The organism is Kitasatospora sp. NPDC002522, assembly GCF_053595195.1.
This window is the reverse complement of the sequence record NZ_JBSFXE010000041.1, coordinates 1-20,729: the sequence shown is the minus strand read 5'-3', so window position 1 is coordinate 20,729 and position 20,729 is coordinate 1. Positions and strand designations below refer to the sequence as shown.

Annotated in this window: 15 protein-coding genes and 4 tRNA genes; 12 read left to right on the top strand and 7 right to left on the bottom strand. The window is 73.2% G+C overall.

The window, feature by feature from the left end; all coding sequences use genetic code 11:
• Positions 1-232: 232 nt before the first annotated feature.
• Both ACWD4U_RS28065 and ACWD4U_RS28060 read right to left on the bottom strand, forming a co-directional pair.
• The gene (locus tag ACWD4U_RS28065) at positions 233-1,045 is read right to left on the bottom strand and encodes a glycerophosphodiester phosphodiesterase (protein WP_363458775.1); all 813 of its coding nucleotides are present in this window, start codon (positions 1,043-1,045) and stop codon (positions 233-235) included.
• Between the two features lie 145 nt (positions 1,046-1,190).
• On the bottom strand, positions 1,191-2,561 hold the full coding sequence (locus tag ACWD4U_RS28060; protein WP_363458777.1) for a purine-cytosine permease family protein: 1,371 nt from the start codon (positions 2,559-2,561) through the stop codon (positions 1,191-1,193).
• A gap of 417 nt (positions 2,562-2,978) precedes the next feature.
• On the opposite strand from ACWD4U_RS28060, the gene ACWD4U_RS28055 reads away from it, so the two are divergent.
• Both ACWD4U_RS28055 and ACWD4U_RS28050 read left to right on the top strand, forming a co-directional pair.
• Entirely contained in the window at positions 2,979-4,679 is a 1,701-nt protein-coding gene (locus tag ACWD4U_RS28055) for a trypsin-like peptidase domain-containing protein (protein ID WP_363458779.1), read from the top strand.
• A gap of 64 nt (positions 4,680-4,743) precedes the next feature.
• Positions 4,744-4,834, top strand: a tRNA-Ser gene (locus ACWD4U_RS28050).
• 75 nt (positions 4,835-4,909) lie between these two features.
• Here ACWD4U_RS28050 and ACWD4U_RS28045 read toward each other — a convergent pair.
• Entirely contained in the window at positions 4,910-5,986 is a 1,077-nt protein-coding gene (locus tag ACWD4U_RS28045; protein ID WP_363458781.1) for a YncE family protein, read from the bottom strand.
• A 147-nt stretch (positions 5,987-6,133) separates the two neighbouring features.
• Positions 6,134-6,355, bottom strand: a complete 222-nt coding sequence (locus ACWD4U_RS28040) for a hypothetical protein (RefSeq protein ID WP_363458783.1) — start codon at positions 6,353-6,355, stop codon at positions 6,134-6,136.
• 129 nt (positions 6,356-6,484) lie between these two features.
• Between ACWD4U_RS28040 and ACWD4U_RS28035 the strand changes: the two genes are divergently transcribed.
• Complete coding sequence (locus tag ACWD4U_RS28035; RefSeq protein WP_363458785.1) at positions 6,485-7,849, top strand: FAD-binding oxidoreductase; 1,365 nt, start codon at positions 6,485-6,487, stop codon at positions 7,847-7,849.
• A gap of 451 nt (positions 7,850-8,300) precedes the next feature.
• Positions 8,301-8,633 (top strand): hypothetical protein, encoded by a 333-nt coding sequence (locus ACWD4U_RS28030; protein WP_363458787.1) that lies wholly within the window; start codon positions 8,301-8,303, stop codon positions 8,631-8,633.
• A gap of 217 nt (positions 8,634-8,850) precedes the next feature.
• On the opposite strand, the gene ACWD4U_RS28025 is transcribed toward ACWD4U_RS28030, so the two are convergent.
• Positions 8,851-9,840: an EamA family transporter gene (locus tag ACWD4U_RS28025; RefSeq protein WP_363458789.1), complete on the bottom strand. Its 990-nt coding sequence runs from the start codon at positions 9,838-9,840 to the stop codon at positions 8,851-8,853.
• Between the two features lie 140 nt (positions 9,841-9,980).
• Between ACWD4U_RS28025 and ACWD4U_RS28020 the strand changes: the two genes are divergently transcribed.
• From ACWD4U_RS28020 to ACWD4U_RS28010, 3 genes are all read left to right on the top strand, one after another.
• Entirely contained in the window at positions 9,981-11,045 is a 1,065-nt protein-coding gene (locus tag ACWD4U_RS28020; RefSeq protein ID WP_363458790.1) for a glycoside hydrolase domain-containing protein, read from the top strand.
• Positions 11,046-11,198: 153 nt separating this feature from the next.
• Positions 11,199-12,860 carry a long-chain fatty acid--CoA ligase gene (locus ACWD4U_RS28015; RefSeq protein WP_363458792.1) on the top strand — a complete coding sequence of 554 codons (1,662 nt, stop codon included), beginning with the start codon at positions 11,199-11,201 and terminating at the stop codon, positions 12,858-12,860.
• A gap of 128 nt (positions 12,861-12,988) precedes the next feature.
• Complete coding sequence (locus tag ACWD4U_RS28010; protein ID WP_363458793.1) at positions 12,989-13,558, top strand: DUF4396 domain-containing protein; 570 nt, start codon at positions 12,989-12,991, stop codon at positions 13,556-13,558.
• A 107-nt stretch (positions 13,559-13,665) separates the two neighbouring features.
• On the opposite strand, the gene ACWD4U_RS28005 is transcribed toward ACWD4U_RS28010, so the two are convergent.
• Positions 13,666-14,322 carry a PepSY domain-containing protein gene (locus ACWD4U_RS28005; protein ID WP_363458795.1) on the bottom strand — a complete coding sequence of 219 codons (657 nt, stop codon included), beginning with the start codon at positions 14,320-14,322 and terminating at the stop codon, positions 13,666-13,668.
• Between the two features lie 129 nt (positions 14,323-14,451).
• On the opposite strand from ACWD4U_RS28005, the gene ACWD4U_RS28000 reads away from it, so the two are divergent.
• Both ACWD4U_RS28000 and ACWD4U_RS27995 read left to right on the top strand, forming a co-directional pair.
• Positions 14,452-15,129 (top strand): response regulator transcription factor, encoded by a 678-nt coding sequence (locus ACWD4U_RS28000; protein WP_363458797.1) that lies wholly within the window; start codon positions 14,452-14,454, stop codon positions 15,127-15,129.
• Positions 15,122-16,540 (top strand): sensor histidine kinase, encoded by a 1,419-nt coding sequence (locus ACWD4U_RS27995; RefSeq protein ID WP_363458798.1) that lies wholly within the window; start codon positions 15,122-15,124, stop codon positions 16,538-16,540. Before ACWD4U_RS28000 ends, ACWD4U_RS27995 begins: the two co-directional genes overlap by 8 nt.
• Before the next feature lie 43 nt (positions 16,541-16,583).
• Here ACWD4U_RS27995 and ACWD4U_RS27990 read toward each other — a convergent pair whose 3' ends face one another.
• Positions 16,584-19,919, bottom strand: a complete 3,336-nt coding sequence (locus ACWD4U_RS27990; RefSeq protein ID WP_449787337.1) for a PAS domain-containing protein — start codon at positions 19,917-19,919, stop codon at positions 16,584-16,586.
• A gap of 201 nt (positions 19,920-20,120) precedes the next feature.
• Here ACWD4U_RS27990 and ACWD4U_RS27985 point away from each other — a divergent pair.
• The 3 genes from ACWD4U_RS27985 to ACWD4U_RS27975 all read left to right on the top strand — a co-directional run bounded on the left by ACWD4U_RS27985 (position 20,121) and on the right by ACWD4U_RS27975 (position 20,583).
• Positions 20,121-20,211, top strand: a tRNA-Ser gene (locus ACWD4U_RS27985).
• Positions 20,212-20,397: 186 nt separating this feature from the next.
• A tRNA-Arg gene (locus tag ACWD4U_RS27980) sits at positions 20,398-20,473 on the top strand.
• A 34-nt stretch (positions 20,474-20,507) separates the two neighbouring features.
• A tRNA-Arg gene (locus tag ACWD4U_RS27975) sits at positions 20,508-20,583 on the top strand.
• Positions 20,584-20,729 lie beyond the last annotated feature (146 nt).

Genomic DNA, 20,729 nt, shown 5'->3' with positions numbered 1-20,729 from the left:
CATCTGCCGAGGGATGGATGCCCGCGCTTAATGCATCGGAAACGGGCGTTCGACGATCCGGTGGGGGCATTAACGGCATCACCACGCACGGTGGGCGAAAGGTGAGCTACGTCTCACGTTGCGTTGTCATGCCGCCCCCGTAGGAAAGGGCGTCGGGAAATACCCCGTTCGGTATTTACCGACACGCAATCCGGGCCACCGGTGCGTCCGGTGTCCGGCTCCGCTGGGGTGCTCAGCGGCCGAGCTGCGCCCGTACCTCGGCCGGGCGGTTGGTGATCAGCGCCTCCACGCCCAGCTCCAGGCAGAGTTCGACGTCCTCCGGGCGGTCCACCGTCCACACGTGCACCGGGTGGCCGGCCCGGCGCAGCGCCGTCACCAGACCGGGGTCGCGGCGCACCAGGTCGATGCCCGGACCGGCGATCGCCGCGCCGCCCGGCAGCGCCCGGGTCCGTCCCAGCACCGGCAGCCGGCGCTCCCACAGGTACACCCGCGGCACCGCCGGCGCGGCCCGCCGGACCCGGTGCAGCGCGAGCTCGGAGAAGCTCATCACCCGCACCGTCGAGTCCTCCGGCGTGGCCGGCAGCAGCCCGAACCGGTCCAGCATCCGCAGCAGTTCGGCCTCCACCCGGCCCGCGTAGCGCACCGGGTGCTTGGTCTCGATCGCCAGCTCCACCCGCCGCCCCGAGTCCGCGACCAGCTCCAACAGCCGCTCCAGCGTGAGGATCCCACTGGGCGTCGGGTCCGCGGGCGACTTCCACGAGCCGAAGTCCAGCGCGGACAGCTGGGCCAGCGTCATCGTCGACACCACGCCCTGGCCGTCCGAGGTCCGCGCCACCGTGCGGTCGTGCACGCACACCAACTGCCCGTCGGAGGTCAGCCGGACGTCGCACTCCAGCCCGTCCGCGCCCTCCTCCAGCGCCCGCCGGTACGCCTCCTCGGTGTGCTCCGGCAGCGCCGCCGAGGAACCCCGGTGGGCGATGACCTTGACCGCCGTGCGGTCGAGCGGGGCGGCGAGGGCGGCGGTGGCGTTGTGCTGGGCGTTCACGCCAACCACCCTACGCGGGGCCGGATGTCGCCCGGCCGCCGCCACGGCGACCACCGGGTGAACACCCGTCGGCCCTACGCCTGCTCGGCCTGCGCGTGCTCTACCTGCGCCTGCCGTGTGCCTACGCCTGCTGTGCCTGCTCCGCCTACGCCTGCTTTGCCGCTACCGGGCGCTCCAGCGCCGACACCGCGCCGGTGGCCAGCGCCGCGACCAGGAAGGAGAACAGCGAGGCCGAGCTCCACGCCTGCGGGGTGAAGTGCACCGCCTGCTGGACGTTCGCCCACAGGTCCGTCCACCAGCCGGCGATCGCGGTCGGCGCCAGGAACTGGTAGGTCGCGAAGCCCAGCACCCACGGCAGCAGCATCACCCAGCGGGACGGTGCGTCCTGCGCCAGGTTCCAGCCGCGCCGGCCCGCGCCGAGGAAGTAGTCCACCGCCAGCACCGCGAACAGCGGCACGAAGACCGAGCCGATCAGGCCCAGGAAGGCGTAGTAGGAGTCGGTGAACTCCTTGATCTGCAGCGCCAGCAGCGTCACCAGCACGCCGATCCCGCCGGTCAGCACCCGCCGGTCCACCCTCGGCAGCAGGTTGTGGATCGACATCGCGGTCGAGTACACGTTGGCGAAGGACTGGTCGGTCTCCCGCAGCACCAGCACCAGCAGGAACGCCCAGCCCGCCGCCACGCCGGTGAACGAGCCGAGGATCTTCTCCGGGTCGCCGCCGGACTGCAGCAGCGCCACCACGCCCAGCAGGTAGCACCACACCTGGGCCACCGTGTAGCCGGAGAACGTCCCCCAGAACGCCTTCGCCGAGCCGCGCGCATGCCGGGTGTAGTCCGCGGCCAGCGGCACGAAGGAGATCGACACCGCGATCACCGCGTCGGTCGCCTTCAGGAAGCCGTGCCAGTTGCCCGCCCCCGGGTCGGGGAAGCCGTGCCGGGCGAACTGCGCCGTGAAGTACACCATCGCCACGCCCACCGCGACGGCCACGTACTTGCGCAGCACCGCGATCGCGCCCAGCGGCCAGATCGTCAGCACCGTGGTCAGCACCCCGGCCAGCAGCACGAACAGCCACCGCCAGCCCTCGGTGCCCGCCACCGTCTGCGCGCCCCAGGCGATCACCGTCAGCTCGTACACGCCCCAGCCGACGCACTGGAGGATGTTCAGCACCGTCGGCACGTACGACAGCCGGGTGCCGAACAGGCCGCGCAGCACCGCCATCGCCGGGGCGCCGGTCCGGGCGCCGATCAGCGCCGCCACCGCCAGCATCGCGGTGCCGATCGCGGTACCCGCCACGATCGCGGTCGCCGCGGCCGAGAAGCCCAGCTCCTCGCCCTGCGCGCCGAGCACCGTGGCGGCACTGGTGAAGCCGATCAGGCTCACCCCGAGGTTCGCCCAGAGCGCGAAGAGCGCCCGGAAGTCGAGGGTGCGCGGAGGCGCGGTGTCGAGGGTCAGCGGGGCCTCGGCCCGCGCGGACGCCGCAAGATCGGAAATTGGGGCAGACGGAACAGCCGTCATGGCCGATACTCCCTACGCCGGCATTACCCGGACAGGTTCCGGCGGTCAGCGCCCCCTCGACCCGACCCGGCGTCACCGCCATGGCCTACGGTCGATCCAGCGCACTCTCAGCCTGGTTGGTCCAAGCTCCCGCGATGTCTTCGGTTTACAGGAGCGACAGGCTAGCCTCCGGGCGGGAGAACGCCAAGGCCAGGGGTGGCTTTCCCGGAGGGATCCGGTGCCGGCGGACCTGTACCGGGTGTGCATGTCAGGGCGACCTAAGGCTTCTCATGGATTCTTCAGGGGCCCGCTTACGGCATCCGAATCCGGCATAGGAAAAACTGTCTTCCGAGGTCGCCGCGCCAGGACGCGGCGACCGTGGTGCCAAGTCCCGAACCGGGTCGCGGCCCGAAGTTCTGTCAGCGATGGAGGTCGTCCGTGAGCACCGAGCACGCGAGTGGTACCACCCCGCCGGAGGAGGGGCCCCGGCCCACCGGCACCGAGGCGGTAGCTTCCGCTCCCGCGCCCGGCCACGATCACCGGGGCGACGCGCCCGCCTACCTGGACGCTCCGCCGCCGGTGCTGCCGGCTGCGCCTGCTGCTCCGGCTGCCGACGACACGATCCAGCTCGGGAAGGCGCCGGAGACCGTGGTGGACGGTCCGGCGCCGTTCCAGAACCCGTACGGCTCGCCGGCCGCGCCGACCAACCCGTTCGCTCGGTCCGCCGAGGGCTCCGTTCCGGCGGAGGGGACAGGCCCTGCGGGAGCTCCGGTCGCGCCGGTTGCTGCGGATGCCCCGCAGGTCGCGCCGGTGGCCGCCGGCAACCCGTTTGCCGCACCGGAGGGTTCCGGTTCTCCGGCGGGCGTCCCGGGCGGTGCCGAGGGGCAGTCGCACCACCCGTTCGGCGCCGGCCAGCCGGTCGGCGGCTGGGCGTACCCGTCCGGCGGCGACGCGGGCGTGCCCGGCGGTCCGGGTCCGGAGTGGGGCGCGGGTGCGCCGCAGCCCGGCAAGGGCAAGAAGCGCGGCGGGATGATCGCCCTGGTCGCGGCCGTCGCCCTGGTGGCGGGCCTGGCCGGCGGGCTGGTCGGCGCGGCCGTCACCGACAAGGACGGCGGCAGCTCCAACACCGGCGCCAGCCACTCCAGCACCACCGTCACGGTCGGCGACAACCAGAAGACCAACGACCGCTCGCCGGAGTCGGTCGCCGGGATCGCCGCGAAGGCGCTGCCGTCCACCGTCACCATCAAGGCGCAGGGCTCCTCGGAGTCCGGCACCGGCACCGGGTTCGTCTTCGACACCGAGGGCCACATCCTGACCAACAACCACGTGGTCGCCCCCGCCGCCAACGGCGGCAAGCTCACCGTCAAGTTCTCCGACGGCTCCTCGTACACCGCGTCCGTGGTCGGCCGTGCCCAGGGCTACGACGTCGCGGTGATCCGCCTCGACAACCCGCCCACCGGCAAGCTGGTCCCGCTGCCGCTCGGCGACTCCGACAAGGTCGCGATCGGCGACGCCACCATCGCGATCGGCGCCCCGTACGGCCTCGAAGGCACCGTCACCACCGGCATCATCAGCGCCAAGGACCGCCCGGTCGCCTCCGGCGACGAGACCGGTGCCCAGGCGTCCTACATGAACGCCCTGCAGACCGACGCCTCGATCAACCCCGGCAACTCCGGCGGCCCGCTGCTCAACGGCTCCGGCGCGGTGATCGGCATCAACTCGGCCATCCAGTCCAACACCAGCGGCAGCGGCCGGGCCGGCTCGATCGGACTCGGCTTCGCCATCCCGATCAACCAGGCCAAGTGGGTCGCCCAGACCCTGATCAAGGACGGCACGCCCGTCTACGCGATCCTCGGCGTCCTGCGCAACGACGACTACAAGGGCGACGGCGCCCAGATCCAGACCGCCGCCGTCCAGGGCACCGCCCCCGTCACCGCCGGCGGCCCCGCCGACCAGGCCGGCCTCAAGCCCGGCGACGTGATCACCAAGCTCGGTGGCATCACCATCGACAGCGGCCCGACCCTGGTCTCCGAGATCTGGACCCACAAGCCCGGCGAGAAGGTCGACGTCGAGTACACCCGCGACGGAAAGACCGCCAAGACCACCGTCACCCTGGGCGAACGCAAGGGCGACAACTGACCCACCCCACCCCGAAACGGTGTGCACCGAACCCGCCCCGACCCGTTAGGCTGGCCTCCGCCAAGGAGGGTTGCCCGAGCGGCCTAAGGGAACAGTCTTGAAAACTGTCGTGGCGTGACCCGTCACCGTGGGTTCAAATCCCACACCCTCCGCCAGGGTGGATGAAACCACAGCTCAGGGCGGGTACCGGAGGATTCCGGTACCCGCCCTGACGCGTTGTCGCCCTCCGGTCAGAGGGTGGTCGTGGTGTCCACCAGCGCGAGGTCGAACGGGCCTGATCCCACGTTGAGTTGGGAGGTGACCCGGGTGTTCGCGGGGTCGATGATGCTGAGGCCCTTCGGGTCGTCGAGCGAGCTGGTGAGGTAGGCGGCGGTTCCGTCCGGGGTGAAGGCGACGTTGGTGGGGTTGCGGCCGACGGTGAGCGTGGCGGGGCGGGCGGTGTCGGTGGCGGTGTCGACGACGGCCACGTCGGTGGAGGCCGACTCGGTGACGTAGAGCAGGGAGCCGTCGGGGCTGACGGCGGCGTTCCCGGCGACGCCGAACCCGGGGAGGCCGATCGGTGCGTGGAGGAGGGTGAGCGAGCAGGCGTCGATGTCGAGGACCTGGTTCGTGGTGGCGTCCACGGCGTAGAGGCGTCGGCCGTCGGGCGCGAGCGTGAGGCTGATCAGGAGGCCGCCGCTGTTGGGGCTGTCGAGCGTTGCCAGGGTCTGGCCGGTGCCGAGATCGAGCAGCCTGACGGAGTTGTCGGTCACGACGTACGCCTGCTGCCCGCCGGGGGCCAGCGCCATCCGGATGGGGTTGGCGCCGATGGCGAGGGTCCTGACCACCTGGAGGGTGGCCGCGTCGATGACCATAATGCTGCCCGCGATGGTCGGGGATCCGCTGTTCACGACGTACACGGTGCGCCCGTCCGGGGAGACGAGCACCTGGACCGGCTGCTCTCCCACGGCGACGGTGGCGGTCACCGCGGCGGCGCGCGTGTCGACGACGGAGAGGCTGTTGCTGTAGAAGTTGGCGACGTACGCCGTGGTGCCGTCCCGCTGGACCGCCACCGCGTTGGGGAGCTGGCCGAACCCGGTGGAGACGGTTTCGACCACGCGCTGCGTCCGCCGGTCCAGGACCACCAGGCTGCCGTTGAACCCCTGCGGATCATCGGAGTCGACGATGAAGGCGTACTCGTTCAGGGCCGCGGTGCCGGTGCCGGGCGCGGAAGCGGCGACGTCGGCGGACGCGTGGAGCACGGTCGCGCCGATCAGCAGCAGGGTGCAGGCGCCGATGACGGCGGCCCGTCGGGTGGGATTCCGCACGAGGTTCCTCCTGGGGCACGACCGGGCTGCGACGTGGTTCACCAGGGAGTATGCGGCGCGGTCCGTCCGGTGTGACGGCTCGCCACCATCCTGCGCCGATCTGCCACTCGGACAGCCCCAGGCCCCCGGGCGTCAGGTGGCGGACCGTCAGAAGAGGGTCGGCGGGAGGTCCTGGCCGGGGAGGCCGGGGAGGGTGTCCTGCCAGCGGGTGGCTTCGGTGAGGGGGAGTTGGCGCATGCTGCCGTCGCAGAGGACGAGGGAGCGGCGGTCGCGCTTGTGGTCGTGGATGACGCCGTAGCCGGTGCGGCGGGTGGGCATCAGGGCGACCGGGCGCTCGCAGGCGGGGCACTGGACACGGGGTGCGCGCATGGGAACAGGGTGCCCGAGGGGACCGACAGCGGGACAGGGGTCGGCGCAGCGGCGGTCGGGGCTTGCCCGGGGTGGGGGAGGGGAGGAGAGTGCGGGCGGTGGAGTGGTGTGCGGGAGTGGAGGGTTGCCGTGGGTGATCTGGTCGAGCGGCTGACGGCGGGGCTGCCGGGTGGGGCGGTCGCGGTGGATCGGGATGTCACGGCGGCGTACGCGCGGGACATGGCCGGGTTCTGTGCGGCCGGGGATCCGGCGGTGGTGGTGTTCCCGGAGACGGTGGAGCAGGTGCAGTTCGTCATGCGGACGGCCACCGAGCTGCGGGTGCCGGTGGTGCCGCAGGGCGCGCGGACGGGCCTGTCGGGCGGTGCCAACGCGGTGGACGGGTGCGTCCTGCTCTCGCTGACCCGGATGAACCGGATCCTGGAGCTCGATCCGGTGGAGCGGATCGCCGTGGTGCAGCCGGGCGTGGTGAACGCCGAACTGTCGCGTGCGGCCGAGGCGGTGGGCCTGTCCTACCCGCCGGACCCGTCCAGCTGGGAGTCGTGCACCATCGGCGGCAACATCGGCACCGGCGCGGGCGGCCTGTGCTGCGTGAAGTACGGCGTGACCAGCGAGTACGTACTCGGGCTCGACGTGGTGCTGGCGGACGGCCGGCTGCTGCGGACCGGGCGGCGGACCGCCAAGGGGGTGGCCGGGTACGACCTGACGCGGTTGTTCGTCGGGTCGGAGGGGACCCTGGGCGTGGTGGTGGAGGCCGTGGTCGCGCTGCGGCCCGCGCCGGGCCCGCAGTTGGTGCTGGCCGCCGAGTTCGACTCGGTGGACGCCGCGGGGCAGGCGGTGTGCGAGGTGATGGCGGCGGGGTTCACGCCGTCGCTGATGGAGCTGATGGACGCCACCACCGTGCGGGCGGTGAACGAGATGGCGCAGATGGGACTGCCGGAGTCGACCCGGGCGTTGCTGCTGGTCGCCTTCGACGGGCCGGACCAGCGCGAGCGGCTGGCTGCGGTGGCGGAGCTGTGCACCGCCGCGGGAGCCACCGAGGTGGTGCCGGCCGAGGACCGGGCCGAGTCCGAACTGCTGCTCCAGGCACGGCGCCTGTCGCTGCCGGCGATGGAGCGGATGGGCACCACGATGATCGACGACGTGGCGGTGCCGCGGGCCCGGCTGGCCGCGATGCTGAACGGGGTGGCCGAGATCGCCGACCGGTACCGGCTGACCATCGGCGTGGTCTCGCACGCCGGCGACGGCAACACCCACCCGGTGGTGATCTTCGATGCCCAGGACGCCGAGCAGGTGGAGCGGGCGAAGCAGTCCTTCGACGACATCATGGCGCTGGGCCTGGAACTCGGCGGCACGGTGACCGGCGAGCACGGCGTCGGGCTGCTGAAGCGGGAGTGGCTGGCACGCGAGCTGGGGCCGGTGGGGCTGGAGCTGCAGCGGCAGATCAAGGGGGTCTTCGATCCGCTGGGAATTCTCAATCCGGGAAAGATGATCTGATTCGGGAAAGATGATTAGTCGGGGAAGGATGATCTGACAATCCTGCGCTATTGGGAATTGTCGACAATGGATGGTCATCGAACCGAAGCGGGGCGCGGGCGGTAATTCCGCGCGCCCCGGGGCTCGTGCGACTCGCCGGACGGGGCCCTCCCGTGCGCCCGCCGGGAGGGTGTTGCGCCGCCGCCGTCCGGGCGAAGTGCCAGATCAGTGTCGGTGCGTCGGTCAGCGAACCGACCGTCCGCGGATTATGCGCCGAGTCGTCAGCATCACGCTAATGGGCGAAAAGGCTCTTCGGTGCTGGTGCTTTGTCGATTTGTTGCGGAAGTCTGGTCCCCGGCGTCGCAGCCCCCGGAGTTCGTTTGGCCGCGAACCCGGATTCGAATATCCCGAATATCAGCTGACCAGTCCGCAGCCCGAGGGCTGACGGTCGACGATTTCACGGAGGAATTTCATGGCGCGCTCCCGCACCACTCACTTGGCCGCCCTGCTCGTTTCCGTCCCGCTGGCAGCCGGTCTGCTGCTCGCCGGGGCCGGCGCCGCGGCGGCCGACAACGGTGCGGCTGCCGACCACGGCTCCAACGGCAGCGTGGTCTCCAACCTCGGCAGCGGCAACATCTTCGGATCGGTCGACGGCAACTACAACTCCACCCAGCAGACGGCGACCGGCGCCGGTGCGTCGAACCAGAACAACACCCTGGGCGTGAAGGACAACTACGGCATCGTCCTCGCCGACCAGTCCAACAAGAACTTCACCTTCGTCTACTCGCCGGTCTTCACCTCCTGACCTCCCGGCGGGAGGTGCGTACGGCCGGCGGGGGCGCCGACCGGAACAGGGCACGGACCGCCGTGGCACCCGGGAGTGGAGAGGGTCACCGCCTCGGGGCGCAGAGAGCACGAGATCCCCGGAGAGAAGTCCCGGAGGATCCCGAGGAGAACCCCGCGGGGGCGCGCAGGCCGCAACGGCCTCCGCGCCCCCGCGGGCGTTCCGTCGGAACGGAAAGTCAGCGCCGAGCCGTCAGCGTCGCGCCGACGCTCGCCGCGACGACGCAGCAGATGCCCAGCACCTGCGGCAGCCCGAGCACCTGGCCCAGCACCACCAGGCCGACCAGGGCGCTGACCGCCGGGTCCAGGCTGACGATGACGCTGAACACCCGCTGGGACATCCGGCGCAGCGCGGTCATCTCCAGCGCGTACGGCAGCACCGGGAAGAGCAGGGCGACCGCGGCGACGGCGAGCAGCAGCAGGACGGGGGAGCCGGAGTCGGCCAAGCCGTGCACGGCTTCGGCGGCGCCGAACGGGGCGAGCACCAGGGTGCCGATGGTGAAGGAGACCGCGAGGCCTTCGAAGCCCTTGAAGGCCGCGCCGACCTTGTCGGTGAACAGGATGTACCCGGCGTAGCAGGCGGCGGCGCCGAAGGCGCAGGCCAGTCCGACCGGGTCGAGCCCGCCGGAGCCGTCGCCGCCGAGCAGGGTGAGCAGGGCGACCCCGGCGGCGGCCAGCATCGCCCAGAGGACGTGGCCGGCCCGGCGGGCGAAGACCAGGGCGACGGCGAGCGGTCCGAGGAACTCGATGGTGGCGGCGGTGCCCATCGGGAGGCGGTCGACGGCACCCGCGAACAGCAGGGTCATCCCGGCCGAGGCGACGCCGAGCAGGCCGCCCAGGGCCAGGTCGCGGGGGCTGCGTCCGCGCAGCTTGGGCCGGGTGAAGGCGAGCAGGACGACGGCCGCGAAGGCGAGCCGCAGGAAGGTGGCACCGGCCACGCCCAGGATGCCGAACAGGGGCTTGGAGGCGGCCACACCGAGCTGCACCGCCAGCATCGACACCACGCACAGCACCGGCGCCGGTACCGCGCCCACCCGTCGGCGCGCACCGGCCGACCGGTCGCGGGCGGTGGAGCCCCGCGCCGGGCGGGCACTGCCCTGCACCTTGGAAACGGAGGTGGCGGGCGCGTAGTCGGTGGCGGTTTCGACGGTGAGGGAGGTGCCTGGCATGGGATCGAGTGTCCCGTAAGGAGTGCAACTCGTCAAAGCCGGTTACCGGAAGGTGGCGGGGTGGGGCCGCCCGAGTGACCTGCGGCCCGCTCCGGCGTGTCCTGCGGATCGAGCTGATGGTCTGTCAGTAGTTCTGGAGGGTGCGCTACCTCGGACCGGCGGCACTGACGGCCGCATCGCTCGTCCTGCTGCTCGCCACCGACCGCGACGCCGCGAGTCTGCTGGCGACCGACCCGTCGGCGGCCGCGCCCGCCCAAGGCGCAGTCGCCCTGGCCGCGCCCGCCCAGGCCGCAGTCGCCGCGCCCGCCCAAGCCACGGCCGCCCTGGCGGGGCCCGCCCCGGCCGCACCGGCGCTGGTCGTGCAGACCGTCGCCCACGAGGTCGTGCCGCAGCTCGGCCCGGCCCTCACCCCGGAGACCCCGCCGGCCCCGCCGGTGGTGCTGAAGCGCACCGTGCTGGCCGACCCGCTGCGCGCCCGCAAGACGCCGCTGCCGAGCGAGGTGTTCGCCGGGGCCGGGTTCGACGCCTGTACCGCGCCGTCGCTGGAGACCCTGCAGGCCTGGCGCGACGCGTCGCCGTACGGTGCGGTCGGCATCTACCTGAGCGGGCGTCAACGGGCGTGCGGCCAGCCGAGGTTGACCGCCGACTGGGTGCGGGAGGCGAAGGCGATGGGGTGGCGGCTGATCCCCACCCACGTCGGGCGGCAGGCGCCGTGCATGACCACGGGGAAGCCGCAGCGGATCGACCCTGCGACGGCGGTGCAGCAGGGGAAGGAGGAGGCGGCCGAGGCGGTGAAGGCGCTGAAGAGCCTGGGGCTGCGCACCGGTACCCCGGTCTACCTGGACATCGAGGCGTACCCGCGCGGCGACGCGGCCTGCAGCCAGGCGGTGGTGGACTTCACCCTGGGCTGGACCCAGGCACTGCACAAGGCGGGCTTCCGGTCCGGCTTCTACTCCTCCACCGACGCGGGGATCGCCGACCTGGCCGCCGCCGCCCGCGCGGGCAGCTCCCCGCTGCCGGACGCGGTCTGGTACGCCCGCTGGGACGACCACCCGACCACCACCGACGGCGCGGGCCAGCTCGGCACCGACCTGTGGACCCCGCACTCCCGGATCCACCAGTACCACGGCAACGTCCAGGAGACCTACGGTGGTCAGACCCTGACCATCGACCGCGACCAGCTGGACGGCCCGGTCGCCCGCTGAGCGGCCCGCCCGGCGGGCGTTGACCAGCGGCTGAGGCCCGGATCTCATCTCGGTTGCGGATGCTGACAGCGGGGGTACCGCGACGGAACAATCGGACGAACCGCTTGCTACCTGCGGGTAGTAAGTCCGCCGCCCGGTCAAGGAGGACCCCGCGTGTACAGCACGATGCAGGACGTTCCGCTCACCGTCGCCCGGATTCTGCAGCACGGCTCCACCGTCCACGGCCGGTCCACCGTCACCACCTGGACCGAGGGCGGCCCGGTCGTGCGGACCTTCGCCGAGATCGGCGCCCGCGCCGCGCAGCTCGCGCACGCGCTGCGCGACGAGTTCGGGGTGGCCGAGGGCGAGGCCGTGGCGACCCTGATGTGGAACAACACCGAGCACCAGGAGGCGTACCTCGCCATCCCGTCGATGGGCGCGGTGCTGCACACGCTGAACCTGCGGCTGCCCGGCCCGCAGCTGGCCTACATCGTCAACCACGCCGCGGACCGGGTGGTGATCGTCAACGGCTCGGTGCTGCCGCTGCTCGCCGCCGTGCTGCCGCAGGTCGCCGGGACGGTCCGGCACCTGGTGGTGGCCGGCCCGTACGACCCGGCGCTGCTGGCGGGCTACGACGGCACGGTGCACGACTACGAGGCGCTGATCGCCGACCGCCCGACCGGGTACCCGTGGCGCACCGACCTGGACGAGCGGCAGGCGGCGGCGCTCTGCTACACCTCCGGCACCACCGGCGACCCCAAGGGCGTGGTCTACAGCCACCGCTCGGTCTACCTGCACTCGATGCAGATCATCGCGGCCTCCTCGTTCGGCCTGACCAGCCAGGACGTCGTGCTGCCGGTGGTTCCGATGTTCCACGTCAACGCCTGGGGCATCCCGCACGCCGCCTTCATGACCGGCGCCAGCCTGCTGATGCCGGACCGCTTCCTGCAGCCCAAGCCGCTGGCCGAGATGATCGACCGGATCAAGCCGACCTTCAGCGCCGCCGTCCCGACCATCTGGACCGGCCTGCTGGACGAGCTGGACGCCGGCGACTACGACACCTCCACGCTGCGCACCGTGGTGATCGGCGGCTCGGCCTGCCCGCCCTCGCTGATGAAGGCCTTCGAGGAGCGGCACGGCATCCGGGTGGTGCACGCCTGGGGCATGACCGAGACCTCCCCGCTCGGCACCGTCGCGCACCCGCCGGCCGGCCTCTCCGCCGAGGAGGAGTGGCCGTACCGGGTCACCCAGGGCGTCTTCCCGGCCTCCGTCGAGGCCCGGCTGATCGGGCCGGACGGCGAGCCGATGCCCCACGACGGCGTCGCCGCAGGCGAGTTGGAGGTCCGCGGCCCGTGGATCGCCGGGGCGTACTTCGGCGGCGCGAACGGCGAACCGGAGCGCCCGGAGGACAAGTTCAGCGAGGACGGCTGGCTGCGCACCGGCGACGTCGGCACCATCACCGCGGACGGCTACCTGACCCTGACCGACCGGGCCAAGGACGTGATCAAGTCCGGCGGCGAGTGGATCTCCTCGGTCGAGCTGGAGAACCACCTGATGGCGCACCCCGAGGTGGCCGAGGCCGCGGTGGTGGCCGTCCCGGACGAGAAGTGGGGCGAGCGCCCGCTGGCCACCGTGGTGCTGCGGCCCGGCGCCACCGTCGGCCTGCCCGAACTGCGCGCCTTCCTGGCCGGACGGATCGCCTCATGGCAGCTGCCCGAGCGCTGGGCGCTGATCGACGCGGTGCCGAAGACCTCGGTGGGCAAGTTCGACAAGAAGGTGATTCGCGCCGACTACGCCGCCGACCGCCTGGAGGTCACCCGGCTCGGCAAGGAGTAGCCCGCCCAGGGCGGCCCCCAGGGCTCCGGACGATCGGAAAAGCGGATGCCGGAATACCCCAGGGGGGTATAGCGTTCCACTGACCGGAGATCACCGGACGACAGATCACCGGACGACAGGGGGCCGCCATGGAGCACACCGACCACGCCGAACAGCAGCAGCACAGCCACCAGCACCACGCCCACGCCGGGCACCACGAGCACGCCGACCACCTGGCACACACCGACCACCAGGCGCACCAGCACCACCACGCGCAGGGCGGAGGCAGCAGCTGGCGGGTCGCCGCCCAGGCGACCCTGCACTGCCTCACCGGCTGCGCCATCGGCGAGGTGCTCGGCCAGGTGATCGGCGTCGGCTTCGGCCTGCACAACGGCGCCACCGTGGTCATCTCGATCGTGCTGGCCTTCGTCTTCGGCTACGCGCTGACCATGCGCGGCGTGCTGAACGCCGGTCTGGGCGTGCGGGAGGCGCTGAAGGTCGCGCTGGCCGCCGACACCGTGTCGATCATCGTGATGGAGCTGATCGACAACGGCGTCATGGTCACCGTCCCGGGCGCGATGGACGCCGGACTCGGACAACTGCTGTTCTGGGTCTCGCTGGCCGGCTCGCTGGTGCTGGCGTTCGTGGTCACCGTCCCGGTCAACCGCTGGCTGATCGGCCGCGGCCGCGGCCACGCCGTGGTGCACGCCTACCACTGACGCCTACCACTGCCGCCCGCCACTGGCGCCCGCCACTGACGCCCGCCGCAGCCCGGCAACCCGAAGGGCCCCCGCCGACGACTCGGCGGGGGCCCTCAACGGTGCGCTCAGCGCACGTCGTTGACGGTGTTTCCGGTGATCGACCCGTCGGTGCCGTCCACCGTCACCAGGTGGCGCACCCCGTCCGGGCCGAGCACGTCGACCGCCCAGGAGCTGCCGCCGCCCTCGCGGCCGACCACCGACAGCGCGTCCACCTTGCCGCCCGGCACCGCCCCGGCGGCCTTCGCCACCGCCTGGTCGGCGGGGATGCCCGGCAGCGCCGCGGGCGCGAGCTTCCCGGCCGGGCCGGCCTGCTTGCCACCGACGGACAGGCCCGGCATCCCGGGCATCCCGGGCTTCACCACGGCGCCGCCGAGCACGGTGCCGTCCGGCAGTACCTTGCCCTCGACCAGCTTCCCGTCGGGGCCGGCGACCACCCCGCGCTCGCCCTTCCCCATCCCGGGCTTCACCGGGAACGGCGCGCCGGGGACGTCGCCGTCCCAGGCGAACACCGTGCGCCCGCGGTCGTGGTGCTCGGCCACCGCGACCCCGCCGACCGCCACCACGCCCAGCACCACCACCACGGCGGCGCCCAGCAGCCAGCGGTTCCGCGGCCGCTCCGGAAGCCGGACCACCCGCTTGCGCAGCGAGCGCTTGGCGACCGGGACGGCCGCCTCCTCCTCGAAGCCGGACTCCGACGACTCCGGCGGTATCGGCTGAGACATACGCGTACGACTCCCTCGAAACACGGCCGGGACACCCCGCTGGCCGGGCGCCCAGCATGCCCGGGGCTGCCTGAAGCCAAGCTGAAGCCGCCCTGGGCGGCCCCGGAGCCACCTGTCACCCTGGTCCGCATGCGCGTACTGGTGGTCGAGGACGAACGGCGGCTCGCCGCCGCACTGCAACGCGGCCTGCGGGCCGAGGGCTTCGCCGTCGACCTGGCCCACGACGGCAACGAGGGCCTGTGGCTGGCCACCGAGCACGACTACGACGTGATCGTGCTCGACATCATGCTGCCCGGCCTCAACGGCTACCGGATCTGCGCCCGGCTGCGCGCCGCCGGCGACGACACCCCGATCCTGATGCTCACCGCCAAGGACGGCGAACTCGACGAGGCCGAGGCGCTGGACACCGGCGCCGACGACTTCCTCTCCAAGCCGTTCTCCTACGTGGTGCTGGTCGCCCGGCTCCGCGCCCTGGTCCGCCGCACCGGCCGCCGGCTCCCGCAGACCCTGGAGTTCGGCGACCTGGCGATCGACCCGGCCCGCCGCACCTGCAGCCGCGGCGGCACCGAGATCCGGCTCACCACCCGGGAGTTCGCCGTCCTGGAGTGCCTGGCCCGGGCGGCCGGCGGCGTGGTCTCCAAACGGGAGATCCTGGAGAGCGTCTGGGACTCCGCCTACGACGGCGACCCCAACATCGTCGAGGTGCACATCAGCGCCCTGCGCCGGAAGATCGACACGCCGTTCGGCCGCACCGCCGTCGGCACCCTCCGCGGCGCCGGCTACCGGCTGGCGGTGGACGGTGGCTGAGCGCGCCTTCCGCGACCTGATGAGGCGTCAACTCGCTCGCCTGGTGCCGCGGTCCGTCCGCGCCCGGGCCACCTTCGCGGCCACCGCCGTGGTCGCCCTCGCGCTCGGCGGGACCGCCTTCGCACTGCTCGCCGTGCTGCACGCCAACCTGGTCCGCAATGCCCAGGACGCCGCCTTCCAACAGGCCTCCGACGTCGCCGAGTTGGCCGGACGCCAGCACCTGCCGCCGCTCCTCCCGGCCCGCGGCGCGGACTTCATCCGGGTGATCGACGCCAAGGGCCGGCTCATCGCCACCACCCCCGACCTGATCAAGCCCCCGGGCCCGGACGCCGTCCCGCAGCCCGTCCCGTTCAAGCAGCCCGTCCCCGTCAAGCCCGGCATCCCGGTGGCGAAACTCGCCGACCAGGACCACCGCCAGCGCGTGGTCACCACCACCGTCACCGGTCCGGACGGCCAACTCACCGTCTACGCCGGGACGTCCCTGCGCGACGCGGACGCCGCCGGGCAGACCGCCGCCACCGGGCTCGCCGTCGCGGTACCGCTGCTGATCCTCACCATCGCCGTGGTCACCTGGCGGGTCACCGGCCGGGCCCTGCGGCCGGTGGAGGCGATCCGAGCCGAGGTCGCCGAGATCACCGGACACGACCTGCACCGCCGGGTGCCCGTCCCGCACACCGGCGACGAGGTCGCCCACCTCGCCGTCACCGTCAACGCCACCCTCGACCGGCTGGAGGACGCCGGCCTGCGCCAGCGCCGCTTCATCGCCGACGCCTCCCACGAACTGCGCAGCCCCATCGCCGTGTTGCGCACCCAACTGGAGGTCGCGTTGGCCCACCCCGACCCCGACCTGTGGCCCGAACTGCTCGCCGACGCCCTGCAGGACACCGTCCGGCTCCAGGACCTCGCCGCCGACCTGCTGCTGCTCGCCCGACTGGACGCCGCCGACCCGGTCGCCACCGAACTCCTCGACCTGGACGTGCTGTTCGCCGACACGCTGGCCGCCCGCGGCCCGGACCGGATCCCGGTGCACGCCGAACTCGCCCCCGGAATCCGGGTGGTGGGGAACCGCACCTGGCTCAGCCGACTGCTCACCAACCTGGTCGACAACGCCCAGCGCTACGCCGACCGCCGGATCGAGGTCCGGCTGACCGCCCAACGCGGCGTCACCGGCGCGGTGTTGGAGGTGTGCGACGACGGCCCGGGCATCCCGCTCGCCGACCGGGAGCGGGTGTTCGAGCGCTTCACCCGGCTCGACGACGCCCGCAGCCGTGAACTCGGCGGCGCCGGACTGGGGTTGGCCATCGCCCGGGACCTGGCCGGGCACCACGGCGGCACCCTCGCCGCGGAGGACACGCCGCACGGTGCCCGCCTGGTGGCCCGCCTTCCGCTGGCCGAGCCACCCCCGCGCTGAACCGGCAGGCCCCGAAGGCGAGTTGCCCGCCGGCACCCGGACGTCAGCGGCTGCTGCCCGCCGTCGCGACCTCGCCCAGCGCGCCGATCCGGGCCAGCAGGTCGACGATCCGGCCCTGCACCTCGTCGGTGGTGGAGCGCTCGGCCAGGAACAGCACGGTCTCGCCGGTGCGCAGCCCGGGACGGGCCTGCGGGTCCAGCCCGGCCGCGGTGTACACCACCAGCGGGGTGCGGTGCAGCCGGTCGTTGGCGCGCAGCCAGTCCAGCAGGCCGAGGTGGCGCCGCTCGATCCGCAGCAGGTCCATCACCACCAGGTTCGGCTGCACGCTGCTGGCCCGGGCCACCGCCTCGTTCTCGTCGGCGGCGTGCTCGACGTGCATGCCGCGCCGCTCCAGGCTGGCGATCAGCGCCGCCGCCACGTCCGGGTCGGACTCCACCAGCAGCACCCGGGCCGCGTGGTTCTCGCCGTCCCGCGGCGCCAGCGCACGCAGCAGCACCGCCGGGTCGGCGCCGTATGCGGCGTCCCGGGTGGCCTGGCCGAGTCCGGCGGTGACCAGCACCGGGATCCGGCCCGCCAGCGCGGCGGTGCGCAGCGACTGCAGGGCGGTCCGGGTGATCGGCCCGGTGAGCGGGTCGACGAATAGCGCCGCCGGGGCGACCGGAGCGTGCGCGTCCACCTCCTCGCGGGAGGCGACGATCACCGGCTGGAAGCCGCGGCCCTCCAGCGCGCCGCGGGTGGACGGGTCGGGCTCCGGCCAGACCAGCAGCGGGCGCGGACCGTCCGCCGCCTCCCTCGCCTGGGACAGTTCGGCCATCGGACGCGGCGGGGTGCGACCCTCCGCGGCGGCCGGCAGCGCCAGCGCCGTCCCGTTCGAACCGGCCCGCACCGCCTGCCCGTTGGCCTCCGCGGGCCGCTCGCCGCCGGGCGGCAGCGCGGCCGGCTCGGCCGCGGGCAGCGCCGCGGCGGGCTGCGGGAAAGCCGCCGGGAAGGCGGCCTGGAAGCCGCCGCCGAGCGGGCGCGGCGGGGCGAGTTCACCGAGGCCGGTGCCGATCGGCTGCGGCTGGACGGGCTCGGCCGGCGGCGCGGCCTGGGGCAGCGCGGGCGGGGCGAGCGGCGCCGGCGGCACCGGTCGGGGCGCGGGCTCCAGCTCGGCGGAGGGCGGCGGCCCGTCGGCCGGGATCGCGGGCAGCACGGCCGTCACCTCCTCCGCGCTCTCCGCGGTGTTGGCGGGCAGCGCGAGGCGCCGCCGCCGACCGGTCGGCTGGACGGCCGGGGCGACCGGCTCCGGCGGGGTGGCGGGCAGCGCGTGCTCCAGCCCGGGGTAGATCGGGGTGCCCGGGTCGGGGATGCCGGGGATGGAGAGCGCCGGGGCGCTCTCCACCGGGGGCTCCACGGCGGGCACGCTCGCGGCGGCGGGTTGGGCTGCGGCGGGCTGCGCGGCGGCGGCCTGTGCGGCCGCGGCGCGGCGCCGTCGCCGGCCGGTCGGCTCGCCGACCGGAGCCTCGGCGCCGGCCGCACCGGACGGGGTACCCGGCGCGTCAGGAGCGGACTCGCCGGACGAGGCCGGCTCGGGACGGTCGGCGGCCGGGGTGACCGGGCCGAGCGCGATCGGGGCGCGCGGCGCCTGGTCCGCCGTGTCCCCGCCGGCGGCCTCCAGTCGGGCGGCGGCCCGGGCCCGGCGGCGACCGGAGCCGCGGGTCTCGGCGGCCTCCGCGCCGGCGGGCGCGGGCTCGGCCGCTGACGACTCGTCAGCGGCGGCCGGTCCCGGCTTGGGGGCGCCGCCCTGCCCGGGCAGGTCGGGCAGCATCGCGGTGTCGGAGTCCTTGGGCACGTGCTGGCGCTTGACCGGGGCGCCGGAGGAGTCGCTCTCCGGGTCGATCGGCAGCTCGACCACGTAGGTCGCGCCGGCGCCGTTCGGCAGGTCGTGCCGCTGCAGCACCCCGCCGTGCCGGAGCACCGCGGCGCGGGCGATCGGCAGGTGGACGGGGCTGGCGGTGCGGGCCGGGCCGCGCACCTCGATCCGGGCGACCTCGCCGCGCTGGGCGGCGGCCAGCACCACCATCGGCGGCTGCCCGCCGGACGGCGGATCGAACGGCCCGCCGTGGGCGGCGGCCTCCGCCTCGGCGCGGGCCGGGTCGAGCGAGGGGGTGACGCCGCTGACGTCGGCGACCAGGTGGGCCAGCGCGCGGGCCAGGCGCTCCCGGTCGGCGATCACCTTCACCGCCGCCGCGTGCACCGAGTAGCGCACCCGCCCGGGGCCGACCAGTTCCCCGGCCTCCTCGACGGCGAGCTGCACCACCTCGTCCAGGCCGACGCCCTCGCGGTCGAGTTCGGCCTTGCCGCGGTCGGCGGCGGCCTCGAAGCGCTGGTGCTCCAGCACGCCGTCTATCAGCCGGCCGAAGCGGCGGCACTCGTCGGCGAGCCGGCGCAGCGTCCAGTTGGCCTCCGGCCAGAGCTGCCCGGCCGGGTCGGCGGCGAGCGCGTCGATCCGGCGGTGCAGCGCGCCGAGCGCGCCGCCGAGTTCGGACTCCAGGACGGCGGTGAGGTGCTCGTTGCGGGCGGTCAGGGCGAGTTCGGCCGTCCGGTCGGTGAAGGTCATCACCGCGCCGACCAGCTGCTCGCCGTCCCGGACCGGGGCGGTGGTCAGGTCGACGGTGACCGGGACGCCGTCCTTGCGCCACAGCACGGTGTTGCGGATCCGGTGTTTGCGGCCGGAGTGCAGGGTGTCCATCAGCGCCGAACTCTCGGCGGCGAGCGGGCTGCCGTCGGGCTGGGAGTGCTGGATCAGCGGGTGCAGCTCGCGGCCGCCGAGCTCGCTGGCGCGGTAGTCGAGGATGTGCGCGGCGGCCGGGTTGACCAGCACCACGCGGCCTTCCAGGTCGACGCCGAGGACGCCCTCGGCGGCGGCCCGCAGGATCATCTCGGTCTGCTTGTGCTGACGGCGCAGTTCGGTCTCCACGCCGAGCCGCACCGACAGGTCACGCACCAGCAGCAGGAGCAGGTCCTGGTCGGCGGTGGCGTAGGAGACGAAGCCGGGGGCCGAGCCCTCGCCGTCGTCGGTGAAGTCGTTGCCCGACACCTCGACGGTGAAGGTGTTCCCGTCGGTGCGACGGGCGGTCATTCGGACGGGTCGGTCGAGGCTCTCGGTCTCGCTCGCCGGTGGCCGCATCGAACCGGGGATTCGGCTGGGGTCGAACTCCGGCAACAGGTCCAGCACTCCCATGCCCACCAGCGAGGTGCCGGGTGCCTGCAGGCATTCCACGGCGGCCTTGTTGGCGTCGACCACGGTGCCGTTGCTGTTCACCAGCAGCAGCGGGTCGGGTAGTGCGTCGAGTATTGCGGCGAGGCGAGCAGCGCCTCGGGTCGGCCTGCTGCTCACGTCGACAGGTCTCCTCACGGCTACGGTCCGCCGCTGCGACGCGCGGCACAGGCTCTCCTCGGAGACTGGAGTATCTCATTCTTCTTTGCGTCGCGGACGACCCGGCCAGTATCGTTGTGGTGGTTGGTGCCGGGGCCTGCGGCTGTGGCATCATCGCAGTCGCACGGAGTGCGCCGGTTCGCCGGTCGTGGTCCGGGTGTTGGAGGCGTCGCCTAGTCCGGTCTATGGCGCCGCACTGCTAATGCGGTTTGGGCTTTATCGTCCATCGAGGGTTCAAATCCCTCCGCCTCCGCCTCGTTGGAAGCCCCGTCGGCCATCGGCCGGCGGGGCTTCCGCGTTGTCGGGGTCGGCGGGCGACGGTCCGCCACGGCTGGGCCGTGACCGCTTGACGGGGCCGGTGGCAATGAATTTCGCCCCAGGTCGAGGGTCATGTAATGTTGTCCCCGCAACGCCCCGGTAGGCCAGGCCGACGGGGCGAGCGCTCATAGCTCAACGGATAGAGCACTTGACTACGGATCAAGAGGTTGCAGGTTCGAATCCTGCTGAGCGCACCACTCCCCGCTCGCGGTCCCCTCGGGGATCGTCCGAGCGCTCATAGCTCAACGGATAGAGCACTTGACTACGGATCAAGAGGTTGCAGGTTCGAATCCTGCTGAGCGCACCAGCCGAAGGCCCCGGGTTCCCAGGTCGTGTCCCGTGGGGTGGTGTAGTGGTCGTGCGCCAACGGTCATGAAGTAGACGGGAGTTCGTCGAGGCCGGGGTTGTCGGGGTAGATCTTCTCCATGCTGGCCTCGGGCAGGTAGCGGCGAG